Here is a 16,842-nt window from a genome sequence, read left to right as displayed (position 1 = left end):
TGGTCTGCAAGCTTCGCTCATCAGCGGTCGAACCGGTCCGCCAGGAGGATTGCCGATGGCCCAGGACATGAACCCTACCGCCTGCCTGCTGATCATCGGCAACGAGGTCCTCTCCGGCCGCACCCGCGACGCCAACCTGCAATTCCTGGCGACCCGGCTGGGCGAGATCGGCATTCCGCTGCGGGAAGCGCGGGTCATCCCAGACGTGCCGGAGACCATCATTGGCACGGTGAACGAATGCCGGGCGGCCTTCACGCATGTCTTCACCACGGGCGGCATCGGCCCGACGCATGACGACATCACCAGCGAATGCGTGGCGCGGGCCTTCGGCGTGCCGTGGGAGGTGCATGAGGAGACGCGGGCGCTGATGGCGGCCGACTATGCCCGCCGCGACCCGCCGGTGGAGTTCAACGCCGCGCGGCTGCGCATGGCGACCTTGCCGCGCGGCGCGGTGCCGATCCGCTGCACGGAAACGACGGCACCCGGCTTCAGCATGGGCAATGTCCATGTGATGGCCGGTGTCCCCCGGATCATGCGCAGCATGTTCGAGGCATTGGCCCCGACCCTCGAAGGCGGGCGGCCCATCCTCTCCCGCACGGTGCATGCCCACCAGGTCTATGAGGGACAGATCGCCGAAGGCCTGTCCGCCATCCAGGCGGCGCATCCAGCGCTCGATCTCGGTAGCTATCCCTATTACCGCGGCACCGGTGGCGGCGTCGCCCTGGTGGCGAAGGGGACGGATGCCGCGGCGGTGGAGGCGGCCGCCGCGGCCTGCTTCGCCCTGCTCGCCCGCTTCGGCGAGGCGCAGCAGGGTGAGCCGTCGGCCGACCAGGTCTCCACCTGACCCGGGTCATCGCGGGCCGGCAGCGGTTCTCACCGCCACGCCGCCTCGGACGCCGTCCCGGTGGTCGCGCCTGCCGCCTGCGGCCGTCGAGGGCTCGAGGCGACGAGCGGCTGCTCCGGCGGCGCGCGTTGCAGGCGTGAGACCGGACCGGGCCCGGCGAAGGCACGGGGCCAGGTCATCAGCGGATAGCGTCACCCGCTGACCTGTCCGACATCGTCGGCGCCGCGGCCATGCCGGGCGACCGGCGATCCGGCGGATGTCGTGGCGGCGATGGCCCTTGGCGCCGCGGCGATGACGCCGGCTTGCGGTCGCTGCCCGGCCCTCGGCCCGGTCAGGCGCCGACGAAGCGCGCCATGCGCACCGCGGTCTGCCCCGGCATGGTCCGCAGGCTGGGCATCACCAGCAGGCAGTCGTCATGCGGGGTGCGAATCTCCTCCTCGCCATCCAGCGCGATCAGCGTGTTCCGCGCGGGCACCACATGGCCGCCGCGGAAGGGGCGCAGGAACGCGAAGCCGGGCGTCCGTGCCGTCACCGTGCGGGTCACGGCGGCCAGGCGGGGCGCCGCCGGCCGCGGCTCCGGCATCGCTTCCGTCATCAGGCCGGTCAGGCGCAGCAGCCGTGCCGCCGCCTGTTCCATGACCGCGACCGTCGGTTCTTCCCAATGGGCGCCGGCTTCCAGAAGGATCGCGGTGCGGTCGCCCTCGGGTTCGGCGAAGGGGCCGTAGTCGATCAGGCGCAGCCCGGCCGCATGGCCCTCATCCGCCACGACCAGCGGCGGCATGCCAAGCCGCAGCGCGAGATCCGCCGCCCGCCTGGGTCGGCCCGTCAGAATCAGCGGGTCGGAAGGCCAGAGCATCGAGTGCAGGTCGAGCAGCACGTCCACCGTGTCGAACAGTGGCCGCAACGCCCGTGCCCGCCGCAATTCGCAGGACCGGCGCCCGCTCGACAGCGTCTCCTCGTCCCAGAGCCGGTTCAGGTCCTCGTCGATGAAGCGGCTGGCCGTCGGATCCTCGGGGTCGAAGCGCCCGAGCGCATCGAGATTGGCGAAGACCAGGGAAAGCCGCCCGCATGCCGGCCGCAGCCCGGCCCGCAGCCACCGGTCCAGGAGCACGGCGCCGCCGATCTCATTGCCATGCGTCGCCGCGACGATGGCGACATGCGGGCCGGGCGCGGGCGCCGGGAAGCTCCAGACCCCCGGCAGCGCATTGCCGGCCACCCAGGGGCCGAGGTCCGGCAGGGCGATGCCCACATCCATCCGTGGCGGCCGGCCGGAAGGCGCGGCGGCCAGGAAGGCCGCAAGGGCCGGCGGCAGCGAGTCCGGCTCAGCCATCACGCCTCGGTCAACGTGCCGGCGAGGCGGTCTAGCAGATCGAGGCAGGCCGCGATCTCGCTCTCGGCAATCCATTCCTCGGGCTGGTGCGCCTGGGCGATATGCCCGGGGCCGCAGACGATGGTGGCGATGCCGGCCGCCTGGAAGAACCCAGCCTCAGTGCCGTAGCTGACGCGGCCGGGGCGGTTGCGGCCGGTCAGCCGCTGCATCGTCAGGGCGAGCGGCGCATCCTCCGGCAGGTCGAAGCCTGGCATCGCCGAGCGCACCGCCACCTCCAGCCGTGCCTCCGGCGCGACGGCGCGCAGCCGGGGCAGGACGGTGCCCTCCATGAAGGCGTGGAAATCCGCCAGGATCGCGCCTGGGTCGTCGCCCGGGACGCTGCGGACCTCGAAGGTGAACTCGGCGCGGTCCGGCACGATGTTCAGGATGCTGCCGGACCGGAAGGTGCCCACATGCACCGTGGTCCAGGGCGGCTCGAAGCCCTCCACCCGGCGGCCGCTCTCCGCGAGTGCCCGGGCGCGGGCCGAGAGCCAGGCGACGCCCTCGGCCGCCGCATGCAGGGCATTCGCCGTCTCGGTCGTGCGGGAGGAATGGCCGGACAGCCCGGTGACCGTCACGTCCCAACTCGCATAGCCTTTCTGCGCGATCACCGGCGCGAGCCCGGTCGGCTCGCCGACCACGCAGAGCGCCGGCGGCGGCTGGTCCTGACCGAGCATCGGCACGAGGCGGCGGGCGCCCTCGCCGGTCGTTTCCTCGTCATGCGTGAGGCAGAGATGCACCGGGCGGCGCAGCGGCAGGGCGGCGAGGCGCGGCAGCATGGCGATCGCGCAGGCCGCGAAGCCCTTCATGTCGCTGGTGCCGCGGCCGATCAGCCGGCCGTCCTCCTGACGCAGGGTGAAGGGATCGGCGAGCCAAGCCTGGCCCTCGACCGGGACGCAGTCCACATGCGCGGACAAGGCGACGCCGCCCGGCACGCGCGGCCCGACCAGCGCATGCAGGTTGGCTTTCATGCCCGAGTCGTCGGGCAGGATCCGGCTCTCGACGCCGCGCGCCGCCAGCCAGGATCCGACCCATTGCAACAGGGCCAGGTTGCTGTTGCGGCTGGTCGTGTCGAAGGACACGAGCCGCGCCAGCACCGCGACCGCTTCGTCCTGCATCCCTTGTCTCCCGCCGCCAGTCTATACGCCGCGGGCGGGCGGGCAATCCGTCCGGGCTGGCCGCGGCGCCGTGGCCGGCTTGGTCTCGGCACCATCCGATCCACCTGCGGTTCGCCATGCCGGGGCATGACGCGCTGACGCAGGGCATGGTGCGCATGCCCGCCGGCTCGCGGCGCCGGGCTTCGCGGCACCTGCCGAGGGCCGCGGGCGATGACGTGGCGGGACGGGTATCAGGGCTCCGGCATGCTGTAGAGCCAGGCACAGTAGCGCTCGGCGCTGCGCGCCAGCGCGCCCTTGCCGTCGGCGAGGATCTCCCGCTCATGGAAGGCGCCGTAGATCGCCTCCCATTCCAGCGCCAGGCACTGGTCCGCCATGCGCCGGACCTCGGCCGCGGGCAGCGGGATCAGGCAGGGATAGCTGCGCATGAAGCCGATGAATTTGCGGTCGGGCAGCACCTGCAGGATGTCGCCCGACAGCAGCGCGCCCCGGCCCTGCGCGCCGTCCCGCCAATGCGCCACGGCGGCGCCGGCGAAATGCCCGCCCAGCCGGTGCAGCGTCAGGCCGGGTAGCGGTTCGGCCGTCTCGCCCTCCCAGAAGCGCAGGCAGGCATCCGGCCGCGTCACATGTCCTCGGTCCGCCGCATGCAGCCAGACCTGCACGCCGAATTCGCGGCCCCATTCGACCATGGTCGAATAGTAGTGCGGATGGCTCAGCGCCACGCCGGCCAGGCCGCCGAGCGCCCGGATGATGCCGATGGTGGCATCGTCGAGCAGCGCGATGCAGTCCCACAACAGGTTGCCGGCCGGCGTCCGAACCAGCAGAGCACGCTGGTCGATGCCGAAGGCCGGCACGGTGCGGATGGCGTACAGCGCCGGTTCCAGCCGCCGCCAGGTATTCGCATGGCCGCCGCGCAGCGCCGCCAGCGTGGTCCAGTGCTGGCCCCGTGCCGGGACATATTGCCGCTCATCCTCGCAGATGGGGCAGCGGTCAGGCGGCGCCGCGCTCTCGGCGAACTGGATGCTGCAGGTCTCGCAGAGGAAATGCGGCATGGCTCTCCCCCCTTCGGCGGCTCAGGGTTGTGACGATGTCGGATGCGGGAATGCAGGCCGGCGGCGACCCACAGCCCGCTTCGCTGGGCGCGGCGCCGGCCGGCCTCCTGTCACGAGCGCTCAGCCCCCCGACTTCGCGCGCGCCTCCGCCACCAGCCGCTCCAGCGTCGCCAGGTCCACGGCCCCCGGCACCAGCGTGTCGCCGATGACCAGGGCCGGCGTGCCTTCGATCCGCAGCGCACCGGCGAGGCGGGTATTGGCCTCCAGCCGGCGGCCGATGGCGGGATCGTCCATCTCCCGCCGCAGCCGGGCCCAATCGAGCCCCACCCGCTCCGCCTCCCGCCGCAGCACCGGCTCGGCCGGCTCCTCGCGCAGTGCCAGCAGGGCGTCGTGCAGCTCGGCATATTTCCCCTGGCGCTGCGCCGCCAGCAGGGCGCGGCTGGCCAGCAGGCTGTTGGGGCCGAGGATGGGCAGGTCCTTCAGCACCAGCCGCACGTCGCGCTGCCGCTTCAGCAGCTGCTCCACCACCGGGTGCAGCTGCTTGCAGTAGCCGCAGCGGGCGTCGAAGAACTCCACCAGGGTGACGCCGCCCCGTGGGTTGCCCTTCACCGGGTCGTCGGCATTGCGGAACAGCGCCTCGGCGTTCTCGAGGATGGCGGCGCGCTGCGCGCCCACGCGGTCGAACGCATCCGCCTGCTCCAGCGCCACCAGGGCGTCGCGCAGGATGCTGGGGTCCTGGCGCAGCGCGTCGCGCAGCACCTCGACGATCTCCCGCCGTTGCTCCGGCGTGAAGCCGCCCGGGGTCCCCTGCGCGAGGGCGGGGAAGGCGAGGCCCAGGCCCAGCAGGGCAGCCAGCAGGGGAAGGCGCATCAGCGTTGTCTCCGGCGCATCGCGTCATCCTGCGCGCGCTGCTCGGGGGTCAGGTTGTCCCGCTTCGCCGCCTCGCGCAAATCCTGCGCCCGCAGCCGGGGCGGCCCGGGCGGCAGCGTCTCCTCGGCGCGGCGGGCCAGCATGCGGGCGCCGGGGAAGTCGCCCAGCAGCATCGCCTCCTCTGCCAGCGCCAGGTCGGCCTGCGGCATCTCGCCCAGGCGGCCATGGGCGATGCCCAGCTGCCGCCAGGTGAAGGCATTGTCCCGCTCCAGCCGCAGGCTCGACTCGAACTCGCCGATGGCGGCGCGCAGGGAGGCCGGGTCGCCCGCCTCCAGCAGCGCCCGCCCCAAGGCCGTGCGGATCAGCGCCTCGGCCGGGGCGAGCCGCGCCGCATCCCGCAGCGGGACCAGCGCCTCGGCCGGTCGCCCTGCCTCGAAGAGGATCTGTCCCTGCAGCTCGCGCAACCAGGGATTGCCGGGCTGGTCGCGGACCAGCGGTGCCAGGATCTGGAGCGCGAGGTCGGCCCGGCCGGAACGGTATTGTGCGATCGCCCGGGCATAGCGGGCAGCCGCGGCGGGATCGGTGTCCGGATACCGCCGCCCGGTCGTCAGCGGCGCCTCGATGAAGCCATCCAGCTTGGCCCGCACCATGCGGAACCCGGCCTCGAGCGCCGGCGGGTAAGCTGCGTCGCCGGCGCGGCTGCGCGCCGCATGCTCGGTCACGAAGGCGAGGCGGTCCCGCGACAGGGGGTGGGTGCGGAAATACGGGTCCTGCCGGCCGACCGCGAGCAATTCCTGGTCCTGCATCCGCCCCAGCAGCCGGACCAGCCCGCGGGACGACCAGCCGAGCCGGTCGAGATAGGCGACGCCGGCCTGGTCCGCCGCCTGCTCCTGCGCCCGGGTGAAGGCATAGAGTTCCCCCATCGCCATGGACTGGCTGCCGAGCATGACGGCGCCGGCGGCGTTGCCGCCGACATTGCGGCCGCCGCCCACCGCGGCGCCCAAGCCCAGCATCATGCCGCCGATGGATTTCAGGAAGGCGTTGCGCATCTCCTCCGGCAGGCGGGCGACATGGCCGCCGGCGATATGCCCCGTCTCATGCGCCAGCACGCCCGCCAGTTCCGCCACGCCCTCCGCCTGCTGGATAAGGCCGGTGTTGATGAACATGCGGTTGCCGGTGGTGACGAAGGCGTTTATGGGCCGCGCCTGCACCAGCGTGATCCGCACCAGGGCGGGATCCACACCGGCGGCGCGGAACAGCGGATGCGCGACGGCGCGGAGGAAGGCCTCCGTCTCGGCATCGCGGATCGTCACCACCGGAGCCGCGGCGCCCTGGGCCCGCGCCGCGACCGGCGCGAAGAAGGGGACCAGGGACGCCAGCATGACCAGCAGCTTCAGCAGGGACCATGCCGGCAGGCACCATGCCGAGCGCATGTCTGGGAGGGACCACGCCTTCCGCATGCCCGGCCTTCTACCGCGCCCCGCGGCGTGCCGCCCAGGGGCGGCGCCGGGGCTTGGCGGCCGGCTGCGGGCCGGCGTGCTGGCGCTGGGCGCCCTGGCCCTGCCGGGCTGCGAGACCCTGTCAGGGCTGAATCCCTTGGGCAGCGCCGGCCCGGCCGAAGGCACGCCCGGCTTCGTCCGCGGCTTCCTCGGCGGCATCGCGGCGGAGGATCCGGCGGCAGCGCTGGTCGGGCGGCAGGTCCTTTCGGCGGGCGGGACGGCGGTGGATGCCGCCGTCGCCGCCGGCTTCGCCATGGCGGTCACGCTGCCGTCCCGCGTCGGGATCGGCGGCGGCGGCGCCTGCCTGGTCTTCGACCCGGCCAAGGCGGCGACCGAGGCGGTGCTGTTCCTCCCCGGCGCCCGCCAGACGGTCCCCGCCGGGGCGGACCGGCCGGCGGCGGTGCCGCTGCTGGCCCGCGGCCTCTTCGCCCTGCACACCCGCAACCCGCGCCGGCCCTTCGAGGAGCTGATGGCGCCGGCGGAACAGCTGGCGCGCTTCGGTACGGAAGTCAGCCGCGGCCTGGCCGCCGACCTGGCTGCCGTGTCCGGCCCGCTGCTGGCCGACCCGGCGGCGCAGGCGATATTCGGCCGGCCCGGTGGCGGCGCGAAGCAGTCCGGCGAGCAGATGCTGCAACCCGAGCTGGCCGCGACGCTCGGCCAGCTGCGCCTGGCCGGCGTGGGCGACATGCACCAGGGCGTCCTGGCGCGACGGCTGGAGGATGTCTCGCGCAGCGCCGGCGGCCACCTGACGCTCGAGGAGCTGCGCACCGCCCTGCCGGGCCTGGCGCGGCCGATCGACCTGCCCAGCCGCGGCGGCGACCGGATCGCCTTCCTGCCGCCGCCGGCCGATGGCGGCCTCGCCGCCGCGGCGGCCTTCGAGGCGATGCGGGGCGGCGCCGACCTCACGGCCGCGACCGAGCGCGGCCTGGCCGCCGTCGCCGCCTGGCGGCAGCAGGGTGGCGATCCGGTGCGGCTGGTGGGCAGCGGCGACCTGCCGCCGGCGCGCTTCGCCGCGCTGCCGGCGTCCGCCGGGCTGATCGTCTTCGACCGCACTGGCCTCGCCGTCTCCTGCGCCTTCACGCTGAACAACCTGTTCGGCACCGGCCGCGTCGCGCCCGGCCTCGGCTTCCTGCTGGCGGCGGCGCCCGGCACCGGCGCGGTGCAGCCGGCGCTGCTCTCGGCGGCGATCGCCTACAACGCGAATATCCGCGGCTTCAAGCTGCTGGCGGTGGCCTCCGGCCAGCAGGCGGCGCCCATCGGCGTGGCCGGCCCGGCGGCGCTCAGCCTGCTGCGCGGGGACCTGCCGGAATCGGCGCTCGACCGCGGCTCGCCCGCGCCGGCCCGGACGCAGCTGGCGGTCTGCGCCAACTACCTGCCGGGCCGGCCGGACCGCTGCATCGCGCTGACCGACCCGCGCGGTGCCGGCGTCGCGCTGGGCGCGGTGGACCAGTAGGAGGGGGCGGCGATGGCGCTGAAGATCGGCCGCGGCGCCGAGGCGCCGCCCTTCCTGGTGATGGACGTCATCACTGCCGCCAACGCCAAGGCGGCCACCCTGGCCCCGGGCGACCCGGGGGTGATCCGGATGGAGGTCGGCCAGCCCGGCACGGGCGTGCCGCGCGGCGCGGCCGAGGCGGCGATCCGCGCCCTGCAGGCCGGCGACCCCATGGGCTACACCGAGGCCTTCGGCCGGCGCAGCCTGCGGGAGCGGATCGCGCAGCATTATGCCGAGCGCTACGGTGTCCCGGTCCCGGCCGACCGCGTGGCGGTGACGGTCGGCGCCTCGGGCGCCTTCCCGCTGGCCTTCCTGGCGGCCTTCGATCCGGGCGATGCGGTGGCCATGGCGGCGCCCTTCTACCCGCCCTATGCGAACATCCTGACCGCGCTTGGCATGCGCCCGGTGCTGCTGCCCTGCGGGTCGGAGACGCGCTGGCAGCCGACGGTGGCCATGCTGGAGGCGATGGACCCGCGCCCGGCCGGGCTGATCCTCGCCAGCCCCTGCAATCCGGCCGGCACCATGCTGCCGCCCGAGGAATTCGCCGCCATCGCCGAATGGTGCGGGACCAACGGCGTGCGGCTGGTCTCGGACGAGATCTATCACGGCCTCACCTACGGGGCGGTGCCGGAGACCACGGCCGCCGCCATCCCGGGCGCGATCGTGGTCAACAGCTTCTCCAAGTATTTCTCCATGACCGGCTGGCGCATCGGTTGGCTGGTGCTGCCGGAGGATCTGGTCCGGCCGGTGGAATGCCTGGCGCAGAACCTTTTCATCTCCGCCCCGCATGTCGCGCAGGTCACGGCGGAAGCGGCCTTCGGCTGCCGTGAGGAATTGGAGGCCAACATCGCCCGGTACCGCCGGTCCCGCGCCGGGCTCCTGCAGGCGCTGCCGCAGGCGGGGTTCGACCGGCTCTCCCCGGCCGATGGCGCCTTCTATCTCTGGGCGGATATAGGCCACCTGGCCAACGACTCGATCGAGTTCTGCCGCCGCATGCTGGCGGAAGCCGGCATCGCCGCGACCCCCGGGGTGGATTTCGACCGTGACCGCGGCCGCCGCTTCCTGCGTTTCAGCTATTGCGGGCCGGAAGCGGACATGGCCGCGGCGCCCGGCCGGCTGGCGGCCTGGCTGGGGCGCTAGTTTCGGCCCTGGAAGGCCGGAACACATTGAGCACACTGGCATTTTTTTTGGGCATGCGATGCCGCGGGACGCGCATGTCTCGATTCATAACAAGATAGCTTGCTCACAACCCCAAAATACAATCTATGATTGAGCACGTATTTCGGTAATCTGCAAAGGCGGGTGCACGCCCGCGAATCGCCCATCCGCGAGCGGCTTCGGCTCGGCGGTGAACGTCAGGGTTGCAGGCGGAAGCCGAAGGCATCGCCCAACCGCCGCGCGCCCTCTGGCGTGATGGTCAGGCGCCGCCGCGCCAGCGCGTCGCCCCCATCCTGGCCCGACAGCCGCGAGACCCAGTGCCGCCGCAGGCAGCAGGCGGCCAACTCCCGCCCCAGGCCGCCGGCGAGATGCGCCCGGCGCTCCGACCAGTCCATGCAGTCGCAGGCGAGGCGTCTGGCGCTCCGGGCCGCCGCGAGGTCGACGCCGAGATCGGCCAGGTGCGCCTCTCCGGCCGGCGTCGGCGCCCAGCCGCCGGGGGCCGGCGCCATCCAGCCCCGGTCCACCAGGCCCGCATGCAGCGCCACCCCCAGCCGCCCCGCCAGGTGGTCGTAGCAGAGCCGCGCCGTGCGGAAGGCCTCTCCATGCGGCCAGCGGCGCGGCGGCGCCACCCGGTCGGCGAGGCCCCCGAGCATCTCGATCGCCGCCGCGACGTCCTCTGTCGCCAGGCGGTGGTAGCGATGCCGGCCCTGGGGATGCACCGTGACCAGCCCGCCCTCGACCAGCCGCGCCAGATGCGCGCTCGCCGCCGGAGCCCCGATGCCGGCCACCCGTGCCAGCTCGCCGGCGGTCATCGCCTCACCGGAGAGCAGGGCCTGGAGCATGGCCGCCCGCGGCGGCTCGGCCATCAGCGCGGTGGTGGCGGCGAAGGCGGCGGGGGTCGTCATGGCCCGCAGACTAGCGGCGCCGTCGTCCGCGCGCTTCGGGCCAGGACGAAGGACAGGCCGCGACCGGGCGTGACAGCATGCGGCAGGACAGGGGAGTGCTGGCGATGATTGCGGTGATCTTCGAGGTGGAGCCGGCCGAGGGCCGGATGGACGAGTACCTGGACCACGCCGCCCGCCTGAGGCCCGAGCTCGAGAAGGTGCCGGGCTTCATCTCGGTCGAGCGCTTCCGCAGCCTGAGCGATCCGCGCAGGCTGCTCAGCCTGTCCTTCTGGGAGGACGAGGCCGCGGTGACCTGCTGGCGGACCCATGGCCTGCACCGGCAGTCGCAGGCGGCGGGCCGGGACGGGGTCTTCGCCGGATACCGGCTTCGCGTGGCGGCCGTGCTGCGGGACTACGCCATGGCCGAGCGGCGGGATGCCGCGCCAGCGGATTCACGCGCATTCCACGGCTTCTGATTCCACGCCAGGATTGATGGATTCCAGGTTGCACGGCATCTCACATTTTCGTATTCAATCTACAGATCGCGTTTTCGTGAGGTCAGGCAGAGCAACGCCGCCCCCTCGCCACGGTCGGGTCCTGCCGGACCGCTGCGCCTTTCGGATTGCCTGTACCCCCCGCTCGATACCGATGCCGCGGAGCCATTTCATGTCGCACGTTATCCCTTTCCGTCCCCAGGCCGCTGCCTACACCGCGCCCGACGTCCAGGCCCTGTCGGCCCGCCTGCTGCAGGTCGAGACCGCCGAGACCGCGGACGAGGAACTGCTGGACCTCCTGCTCGAGGCCGAGATCGCCGCGCTCGGTGCTCTGGCCAAGGCGCGCGCCGTCTCGGTCGGCGATGTGGTGCTGAAGCTGGCGACGGTGGTGCGGCGGCTCGGCGAGGAGCGTGACGGCCCGCTGCTGGAAGGCGAGATCGGCCTCCTGCGCTCGACGCTCTGCGATCTGCAGCGGCTGTCGAAGGAGCCGGCCAGCGCCGTCTCGGCCTGAAGGCGCGTGGACGGAGGCCCGGCGGCACCCGCCGGGTGAGGACGGCGGATTTCCGCACCGGGCCTTCCGCCGTTCATCAATGGAATGACCGGCTGCCGGGACCGGGTGCCGGCAGCCCGCCGGGACGGGACGATGCCCCGGCGCTCGCCCCTCGACGGCCTGCCATGGCCCATGCCGGCCGCCGGCGAGGCGTCCGGCCCCGTCGGCGCCCTGACCGGCAAGTCGGGCGCCAACGCGTCCCCGGGTGCCGGCATGGCCTCCCATGGCCCTGACCGGCGATCGCTCACGAGGCCGCGACCAAACCCTTGGCTCTGCCCCGCCGGGGCGGCATTGTCCGCCGCATGGTGCGCTTCGCCGAGGTCGGGCTGCGGTATGGCGAGTCGGCGCCCGAGGTGCTGCGCGACCTGTCCTTCGTGCTGGAGCCCGGGAGCTTCCACTGGCTGCTCGGGGCCTCGGGCGCCGGCAAGACGTCCCTGCTGCGGCTGATGCACCTGGCGGCGCGTGCCACCCGCGGCGAGGTTGAGGTGCTCGGCGTCGCGCTTTCCCGCACCAGGCGGGCAGCGCTGCCGGCGCTGCGGCGCCGCGTCGGCGTCGTCTACCAGGATTTCCGCCTGCTGCCGCACCTGCCGGTCTTCGACAACGTGGCGCTGCCGCTGCGGGTGGCGGGCCGGGCGCCGCACCAGATCCGCGCCGATGTCACCGAGATCCTCCGCTGGGTCGGGCTGGCGCCGAAGGCGGATGCGATGCCGGCCGCGCTGTCCGGCGGGGAGCAGCAGCGCGTTGCCATCGCCCGCGCGGTGGTCATGCGCCCGGCCCTGCTGGTGGCGGACGAACCGACCGGCAATCTCGACATCCCCCAGGCTCGCCGGGTGCTGTCCCTGCTGCGCGAGATGCATCGGCTCGGCACCACCGTGGTGGTGGCGACACATGCCGAGACCCTGGTTGCGGAATATCCGGCGGCTTCGCTCCGGCTCGATGCCGGGCGCCTGGTGTCGCATGGCTGAGCCGGGAGCGGCGCCGGCGTCCCGGCGGCAGCCGAGGGGGCGGGACGATGCGGCAGCCCGTGCAACGGCGCGGCGCGGCATGGGGGTGTTCCCGTGACGCTGCGGCGCGCCCGCGGGCGAGATCCGCTCGGGCTTCGGAGGGTCCTCTCCGACCGCCTGCTGCCCGCGCTGGTCGGCGCCATGGGCCTGCTGGCCGCGCTGACCCTGGCCGGCGCGCGCGGCGCGGCCGATCTGGCGTCGCGCTGGGAAGGTGGGGCGGCGACCGCGCTCACCGTCCAGCTCGCCCCCGGTGCCGCGACCGATCGCGCCCTGGCCGTGCTGGAAGCCATGCCGGAGATCGCCGAGGCGCGGCTTGCCGATCCCGCCAGGCTCGCCGCCCTGCTGCGCCCCTGGCTCGGCGACGCCATCGCCATTCCCCTGCCGAAGGTGATCGAGCTGCGCCTGGCGCGGCTGCCGGCTGATCCCGCCGCGCTGGCCGGCCGCATCGCCGCGCTGGTGCCGGGCGCGCAGGTGGAGGCGCATGGCGTCTGGGTGGCCCGGCTGCTTGCGCTGGCGCGCAGCCTGCAGGCGGTTGCGGTCGCCGCCCTGGTGCTGGTGGCGGGGATCGCCACGGCGGTCATCGCGGTGGCGGTGCGCGCCGGCATCGCCGCGCGACGGGACGCGATCGCCGTGCTGCATGCGCTGGGCGCCACGGATGCCGATATCGCCGGCCGCTTCGCCGGGCGCGTGGCCTGGCTGGTGGGGCTGGGGGCCTTCGGCGGCACGGTGGTGGCGGCGCCGATCCTGGCCGGCTTCGCCGACATGGCGGCGCCGCTCTCGGGCGGCCGCGTGGCGGAGGGGCTCCTGGACCTGCCCTGGCAACGCCTGCCTTGGGCGGAGCTCGCGCTGCTGCCGCCGGCTGCCGCGCTGATCGGCTGGGTGACCGCGCAGGTCACCTTGCGCCTCTGGCTGCGGCGGCTGCCCTGATGCTCGCGGCCCAGGCGACGAAGTCGCCGCCGCGGCGCAACCGCCGCCTGCGGTGGCTGCTGCTGCCGGTCCTGCCGGCCTTGCTGCTGCTGGCCAGCTTCGCGTGGTTCCTGCGCCAGGCGGCGGCGCCGCCGGCGGAGGCCTGGCGCGACACCGACGGCATCGCCGTTCTGACCGGCGGGGCCGAGCGCGTGGAAACCGGCCTGCGGCTGCTGCGGGAGGGTCGGGGACGTGTCCTGCTGGTGTCCGGCGCGCATCGGCTGGTCGGGCTGCCGGAGGTGGCACGGCTGGCGGCGATGGAGACCGAGGATTTGGCAGGCCGCGTCGCGCTGGGGCATGAGGCGGCGACGACGCGCGGCAATGCGGCGGAGATCGCGGCCTGGGCGCAGGCGGCAGGGTTACGGTCCGTCCGCATCGTCACCGCTGGCTACCACATGCCCCGCGCGCTGCTGGAACTGCGCCGGGCCATGCCGGAGACGGAGTTGGTGCCGCACCCGGTCACGCCCGCGCCGCTGCGGGACGCCGGGGCGGCCGCCCGGCTGCGGACCTGGTCGCTGCTCGGCCGCGAATACCTGAAATGGCTCGCGGTGCTGGCCGGCCTGCCCGGCCCGGCTGCGCCGCCGGTGGATGCAAGACGATGATCTGGCTGCGGTCGCTGTTGTTCAACATCGCCTTCTGGGGCACGACGATCGGCTTCGGCCTGATCTGCCTGCCGTTGATGCTGGCGCCGCGGCGCTGGCTGCTGCTGCCGATGCGCGTCTATGCCCTGATCGTGATCGGCTGGCTCCGCCTGCTCTGCGGCGTGCGATTGGTGGTCGATGGGCGGGAGAACCTGCCGCAGGGGCCAGGGCTGGTTGCTGCGAAGCACCAGTCGGCCTTCGACACGATCGTCTGGTTCGCGCTGCTGCCGGATGCGGCCTATGTCCTGAAGCGGGAACTCCTCTTCATCCCGATCTGGGGTTGGTACTGCTGGAAAACCCGGCACATCGCGGTCGACCGCGCCGCCGGGGCGAATGCCCTGCGCCATCTGGTGAAGGCCGGAAAGGCCGCCGTGGCGGAGGGCCGGCAGGTCGTCATCTTCCCCGAAGGCACGCGGGTCGCACCCGGCCTGCGGGTCGGCGTCCAGCCGGGCATCGTCGCGCTGGCCGCGGCGACCGCCCTGCCGGTGGTGCCCGTGGCGACCGACAGCGGCCTGGTCTGGGGGCGCCGCGCCTTCCGCAAGCAGCCGGGGACCATCACCATCAGGGTGCGTCCGGCCATCCCGCCCGGCCTGTCGCGGCCCGTCCTGGTGACGCGGCTGGAGGCCGCGATCGAGCTTGCCGAGGATTCGACAGGACAGGTGCCGCTTGTGGATAAACCAGTGGAAAGCCCTGCGTGAAGGCTGCGCCCGGACTCAAGCCGCTGAAGCCAAGTGGCTGCAAAAGACCGGTTTTCCGCACTGCCGCCTAGGGTCCGGTGGCCTTGTCCACAGCCGGTGATTCCGCATAAATATCTGAATTGATTGATTTGTTCGATTGCCAAGGCGGGGCGGGCCTGTCACGCCCTCCCGCGCGCGGCCGCGGCGATCAGGCCTGCGCGATCCGGCGGCAGTTAGAGTTCATGACTGTGGACAATCCGTGCGGGTTGCGAATCGGTCGCCATCAAGCAGCGTCAGGTTGTGGCGGGAGAAGTTCGGCGATCCTGTCGAGCCCCGCATCCCGGACCCCCATGGCCTGCAGATGCGCCAGGGTGTTCAGCAGGTAGTCCCGGTTCGGTCCGGCCCGGCCGATGCCGCGGGCGATGGCCCGCGCCGCCTCCTCGGCCGCGGGTCGGCAATACTGCGCTGCCCGGCGATCCACCACATAGGCCACGGCCATGACCATGCGGTCGCCGTCGAGGAGCCGCACCGGCAACCGGCGGCGCGTGTAGACGACCTCGCCGCCGATATTCTCCCGCTCGTCGAGATAGGCCAGGACCGCGGCTGCCTCTGCACCCGGCACCCGGAAGGCGATGCCCCGGCAGGCACCGCCGCGGTCCAGGCCGAGCACCAGGCCCGGCGTTTCCGGCGAGCCGCGGTAGAACCGGCTCCAGAGGCAGAAGCGGCGGTGGAACCCGCGCAACAGGGCTGGATGGGCCGATGCGTGCGCGAAGCCCGGACGCCAGATCAGCGAACCATAGGCAAAGACGTAGAGATGCCCATCGGGATCGAGGGCATGGTCGGCAGGGGCGTGCGGGGTGGCCATCGTCGTTCCGGGGCGGCGTCTCGCCGTCGCCGCGCCGACCGCCTATAGGCCCCGGCGGAATGACCCTCAAGCAGCCAGGCCCGCATGGCCGCCCTGCCGCAGGTGGCCGGGGCGGCGCCGGCCGCCTGGTGCTGCGCGCGGCCTTGGGCACCGCCCTGCTCGGCGCCCTGCTGGTGGCGGGGCATGCCCTGCTCTGGCGGTGGATGGGGGCGCAGCTCGAGGCCGGGTTCCGCGACTGGGCGGCGCAGCGCCGCGCGCTTGGCTGGCGGGTCGAGCATGGTCCGCCGGATCGCGGCGGCTGGCCCTTCGCCGCCACGCTCACCCTGCCGGCCTTTCGGCTGGAAGGGGGTGCGGGCACCCTGCCCGGCGGGCTGGACTGGCAGGCGGAAGCCCTGGTGTTGCGCCTGGCGCCGCCGCGGCTCGACCGGCTTGCCGTCCTGATGCCCGGGCGACAGCGGCTCCGCCTCGGCGCGCTGGACCTGCCCTTCGCCGCCGACCGGCTGCAGCTCAGCCTGCCGCTCGAGCGCAACGTCCTGCCGAGCGAGGCACGGCTGGAGGCGGACCGCCTGCGCCTCGGTACGCCGCTGGGCACGGTGGAGGCGCGCAGTGCCGAGGCCGAGGTGGAGGCGCGCCTGACCGCCATCGAGGGCGAGCCGGCGCTCGCCTTCCGGCTCTCGGCGCTGGAGGTCTTGCTGCCCCCTGCGGCAGGGCTGCTGGGCCGGATCGTGCAGGCGGCCTCACTCGACGCGGCGCTCAGCGGTCCCGTCCCGCCCGGCCGCGGCCCGGCGGCGAAGGCGGAGGCGTGGCGCGACGGCGGCGGCACCTTCGAGCTGCGCGAGCTGGACCTCCGCTGGGGATCGCTGGCCGGCACGGCGACCGCGACGCTGACGCTCGACGAGGCGTTGCAGCCCATGGGCGCGGGCGTTCTGCGGCTGACGGGCGCGGCGGACGCGTTGCAGGCGGCGCGGGAGGCGGGGCTGCTGACTCGGCAGGCCGCGGCGGCCGGCACCATGGCGGTTCGCCTGCTGAGCCGGTCGCCGGCCGAGGGCGCACCGGCGCAGCTCGAACTGCCGCTGACCCTCGAGTCGCGGGTGCTGACCGCGGCCCGCCTGCCGCTGGTGACCCTGCCGGCCTGGCGCTGGCCGGCACCGCCACCGCTGCCGGATGCCGTCCAGGATCCCTCGCTGCCGGCGCGGGACTGACGCCGGGGCCGCATCCTAGGGCCCTCGGCAGGGCGCCCGTCGGCCGAACGCATTCAATCCGATAACATTATGGTGGTCGGCCGCGATGCCGGGCCGAGAGGCGGGGCGCCCCGGCATGCGCGACGCGGATGGCGGGTGTTCGCCGTGCGCTGCAACCATG

17 protein-coding genes are annotated in these 16,842 nt (G+C 73.8%); 10 read left to right on the top strand and 7 right to left on the bottom strand.

The features are described from left to right. The first annotated feature begins 55 nt into the window (after positions 1-55). Complete coding sequence (locus E2C05_RS02130) at positions 56-844, top strand: competence/damage-inducible protein A (RefSeq protein WP_240046517.1); 789 nt, start codon at positions 56-58, stop codon at positions 842-844. Between the two features lie 331 nt (positions 845-1,175). Here the strand turns inward: E2C05_RS02130 and E2C05_RS02125 are convergent, their stop codons facing one another. The 5 genes from E2C05_RS02125 to E2C05_RS32740 form a co-directional block, all read right to left on the bottom strand. Next, entirely contained in the window at positions 1,176-2,174 is a 999-nt protein-coding gene (locus E2C05_RS02125; protein ID WP_133217948.1) for a M14 family metallopeptidase, read from the bottom strand. Further along, complete coding sequence (argE, locus tag E2C05_RS02120; protein WP_133217947.1) at positions 2,174-3,331, bottom strand: acetylornithine deacetylase; 1,158 nt, start codon at positions 3,329-3,331, stop codon at positions 2,174-2,176. The genes E2C05_RS02125 and argE overlap by 1 nt, the downstream gene beginning before the upstream one ends. Positions 3,332-3,561: 230 nt before the next feature. Then, a complete protein-coding gene (locus E2C05_RS02115) occupies positions 3,562-4,380 on the bottom strand; it encodes an MBL fold metallo-hydrolase (protein WP_133217946.1) in 819 nt (272 codons plus the stop codon). Between the two features lie 120 nt (positions 4,381-4,500). Then, positions 4,501-5,250: a DsbA family protein gene (locus E2C05_RS02110; protein WP_133217945.1), complete on the bottom strand. Its 750-nt coding sequence runs from the start codon at positions 5,248-5,250 to the stop codon at positions 4,501-4,503. Continuing rightward, on the bottom strand, positions 5,250-6,683 hold the full coding sequence (locus E2C05_RS32740) for a M48 family metalloprotease (RefSeq protein WP_205082690.1): 1,434 nt from the start codon (positions 6,681-6,683) through the stop codon (positions 5,250-5,252). Before E2C05_RS32740 ends, E2C05_RS02110 begins: the two co-directional genes overlap by 1 nt. Positions 6,684-6,708: 25 nt before the next feature. Between E2C05_RS32740 and E2C05_RS02100 the strand changes: the two genes are divergently transcribed. Together E2C05_RS02100 and E2C05_RS02095 are read left to right on the top strand one after the other, a co-directional pair. Next, positions 6,709-8,202, top strand: coding sequence for a gamma-glutamyltransferase (locus tag E2C05_RS02100; protein ID WP_205082687.1), 1,494 nt, complete (start codon positions 6,709-6,711; stop codon positions 8,200-8,202). Positions 8,203-8,214: 12 nt separating this feature from the next. After that, positions 8,215-9,381, top strand: coding sequence for a pyridoxal phosphate-dependent aminotransferase (locus tag E2C05_RS02095; protein WP_133217943.1), 1,167 nt, complete (start codon positions 8,215-8,217; stop codon positions 9,379-9,381). A gap of 215 nt (positions 9,382-9,596) precedes the next feature. Here E2C05_RS02095 and E2C05_RS02090 read toward each other — a convergent pair whose 3' ends face one another. Beyond that, positions 9,597-10,304, bottom strand: a complete 708-nt coding sequence (locus tag E2C05_RS02090) for an ArsR/SmtB family transcription factor (protein WP_133217942.1) — start codon at positions 10,302-10,304, stop codon at positions 9,597-9,599. 104 nt (positions 10,305-10,408) lie between these two features. Between E2C05_RS02090 and E2C05_RS02085 the strand changes: the two genes are divergently transcribed. The 6 genes from E2C05_RS02085 (at position 10,409) to E2C05_RS02060 (ending at position 14,636) form a co-directional block, all read left to right on the top strand. After that, positions 10,409-10,759, top strand: a complete 351-nt coding sequence (locus E2C05_RS02085) for an antibiotic biosynthesis monooxygenase family protein (protein WP_133217995.1) — start codon at positions 10,409-10,411, stop codon at positions 10,757-10,759. Positions 10,760-10,949: 190 nt separating this feature from the next. After that, positions 10,950-11,288: a hypothetical protein gene (locus tag E2C05_RS02080; protein ID WP_133217941.1), complete on the top strand. Its 339-nt coding sequence runs from the start codon at positions 10,950-10,952 to the stop codon at positions 11,286-11,288. Positions 11,289-11,629: 341 nt separating this feature from the next. Further along, positions 11,630-12,292, top strand: coding sequence for a cell division ATP-binding protein FtsE (gene ftsE / locus E2C05_RS02075; protein ID WP_133217940.1), 663 nt, complete (start codon positions 11,630-11,632; stop codon positions 12,290-12,292). A 93-nt stretch (positions 12,293-12,385) separates the two neighbouring features. Beyond that, a complete protein-coding gene (locus E2C05_RS02070) occupies positions 12,386-13,258 on the top strand; it encodes a cell division protein FtsX (protein ID WP_158291890.1) in 873 nt (290 codons plus the stop codon). Beyond that, the gene (locus tag E2C05_RS02065; protein ID WP_133217939.1) at positions 13,258-13,899 is read left to right on the top strand and encodes a YdcF family protein; all 642 of its coding nucleotides are present in this window, start codon (positions 13,258-13,260) and stop codon (positions 13,897-13,899) included. Before E2C05_RS02070 ends, E2C05_RS02065 begins: the two co-directional genes overlap by 1 nt. Further along, positions 13,896-14,636 (top strand): lysophospholipid acyltransferase family protein, encoded by a 741-nt coding sequence (locus E2C05_RS02060; protein WP_133217938.1) that lies wholly within the window; start codon positions 13,896-13,898, stop codon positions 14,634-14,636. Before E2C05_RS02065 ends, E2C05_RS02060 begins: the two co-directional genes overlap by 4 nt. A gap of 262 nt (positions 14,637-14,898) precedes the next feature. On the opposite strand, the gene E2C05_RS02055 is transcribed toward E2C05_RS02060, so the two are convergent. Next, complete coding sequence (locus tag E2C05_RS02055) at positions 14,899-15,480, bottom strand: gamma-glutamylcyclotransferase (RefSeq protein ID WP_133217937.1); 582 nt, start codon at positions 15,478-15,480, stop codon at positions 14,899-14,901. A 128-nt stretch (positions 15,481-15,608) separates the two neighbouring features. On the opposite strand from E2C05_RS02055, the gene E2C05_RS02050 reads away from it, so the two are divergent. Then, a complete protein-coding gene (locus E2C05_RS02050) occupies positions 15,609-16,682 on the top strand; it encodes a DUF2125 domain-containing protein (RefSeq protein WP_133217936.1) in 1,074 nt (357 codons plus the stop codon). The last annotated feature ends 160 nt before the right edge of the window (positions 16,683-16,842 follow it).

This window comes from Paracraurococcus ruber (genome assembly GCF_004353985.1).
Lineage (GTDB): Bacteria > Pseudomonadota > Alphaproteobacteria > Acetobacterales > Acetobacteraceae > Paracraurococcus > Paracraurococcus ruber.
The sequence above is the reverse complement of the archived record's forward strand: the minus strand, read 5'-3'. Positions and strand labels throughout refer to the sequence as shown.

Excerpts from the sequence above, each read along its gene's own strand:
- E2C05_RS02130 (WP_240046517.1), top strand. The coding sequence starts at position 56 with ATGGCCCAGGACATGAACCCTACCGCCTGCCTGCTGATCATCGGCAAC.
- E2C05_RS02125 (WP_133217948.1), bottom strand. The coding sequence starts at position 2,174 with ATGGCTGAGCCGGACTCGCTGCCGCCGGCCCTTGCGGCCTTCCTGGCC.
- argE (WP_133217947.1), bottom strand. The coding sequence starts at position 3,331 with ATGCAGGACGAAGCGGTCGCGGTGCTGGCGCGGCTCGTGTCCTTCGAC.
- E2C05_RS02115 (WP_133217946.1), bottom strand. The coding sequence starts at position 4,380 with ATGCCGCATTTCCTCTGCGAGACCTGCAGCATCCAGTTCGCCGAGAGC.
- E2C05_RS02110 (WP_133217945.1), bottom strand. The coding sequence starts at position 5,250 with ATGCGCCTTCCCCTGCTGGCTGCCCTGCTGGGCCTGGGCCTCGCCTTC.
- E2C05_RS32740 (WP_205082690.1), bottom strand. The coding sequence starts at position 6,683 with ATGCGCTCGGCATGGTGCCTGCCGGCATGGTCCCTGCTGAAGCTGCTG.
- E2C05_RS02100 (WP_205082687.1), top strand. The coding sequence starts at position 6,709 with ATGCCCGGCCTTCTACCGCGCCCCGCGGCGTGCCGCCCAGGGGCGGCG.
- E2C05_RS02095 (WP_133217943.1), top strand. The coding sequence starts at position 8,215 with ATGGCGCTGAAGATCGGCCGCGGCGCCGAGGCGCCGCCCTTCCTGGTG.
- E2C05_RS02090 (WP_133217942.1), bottom strand. The coding sequence starts at position 10,304 with ATGACGACCCCCGCCGCCTTCGCCGCCACCACCGCGCTGATGGCCGAG.
- E2C05_RS02085 (WP_133217995.1), top strand. The coding sequence starts at position 10,409 with ATGATTGCGGTGATCTTCGAGGTGGAGCCGGCCGAGGGCCGGATGGAC.
- E2C05_RS02080 (WP_133217941.1), top strand. The coding sequence starts at position 10,950 with ATGTCGCACGTTATCCCTTTCCGTCCCCAGGCCGCTGCCTACACCGCG.
- ftsE (WP_133217940.1), top strand. The coding sequence starts at position 11,630 with ATGGTGCGCTTCGCCGAGGTCGGGCTGCGGTATGGCGAGTCGGCGCCC.
- E2C05_RS02065 (WP_133217939.1), top strand. The coding sequence starts at position 13,258 with ATGCTCGCGGCCCAGGCGACGAAGTCGCCGCCGCGGCGCAACCGCCGC.
- E2C05_RS02060 (WP_133217938.1), top strand. The coding sequence starts at position 13,896 with ATGATCTGGCTGCGGTCGCTGTTGTTCAACATCGCCTTCTGGGGCACG.
- E2C05_RS02055 (WP_133217937.1), bottom strand. The coding sequence starts at position 15,480 with ATGGCCACCCCGCACGCCCCTGCCGACCATGCCCTCGATCCCGATGGG.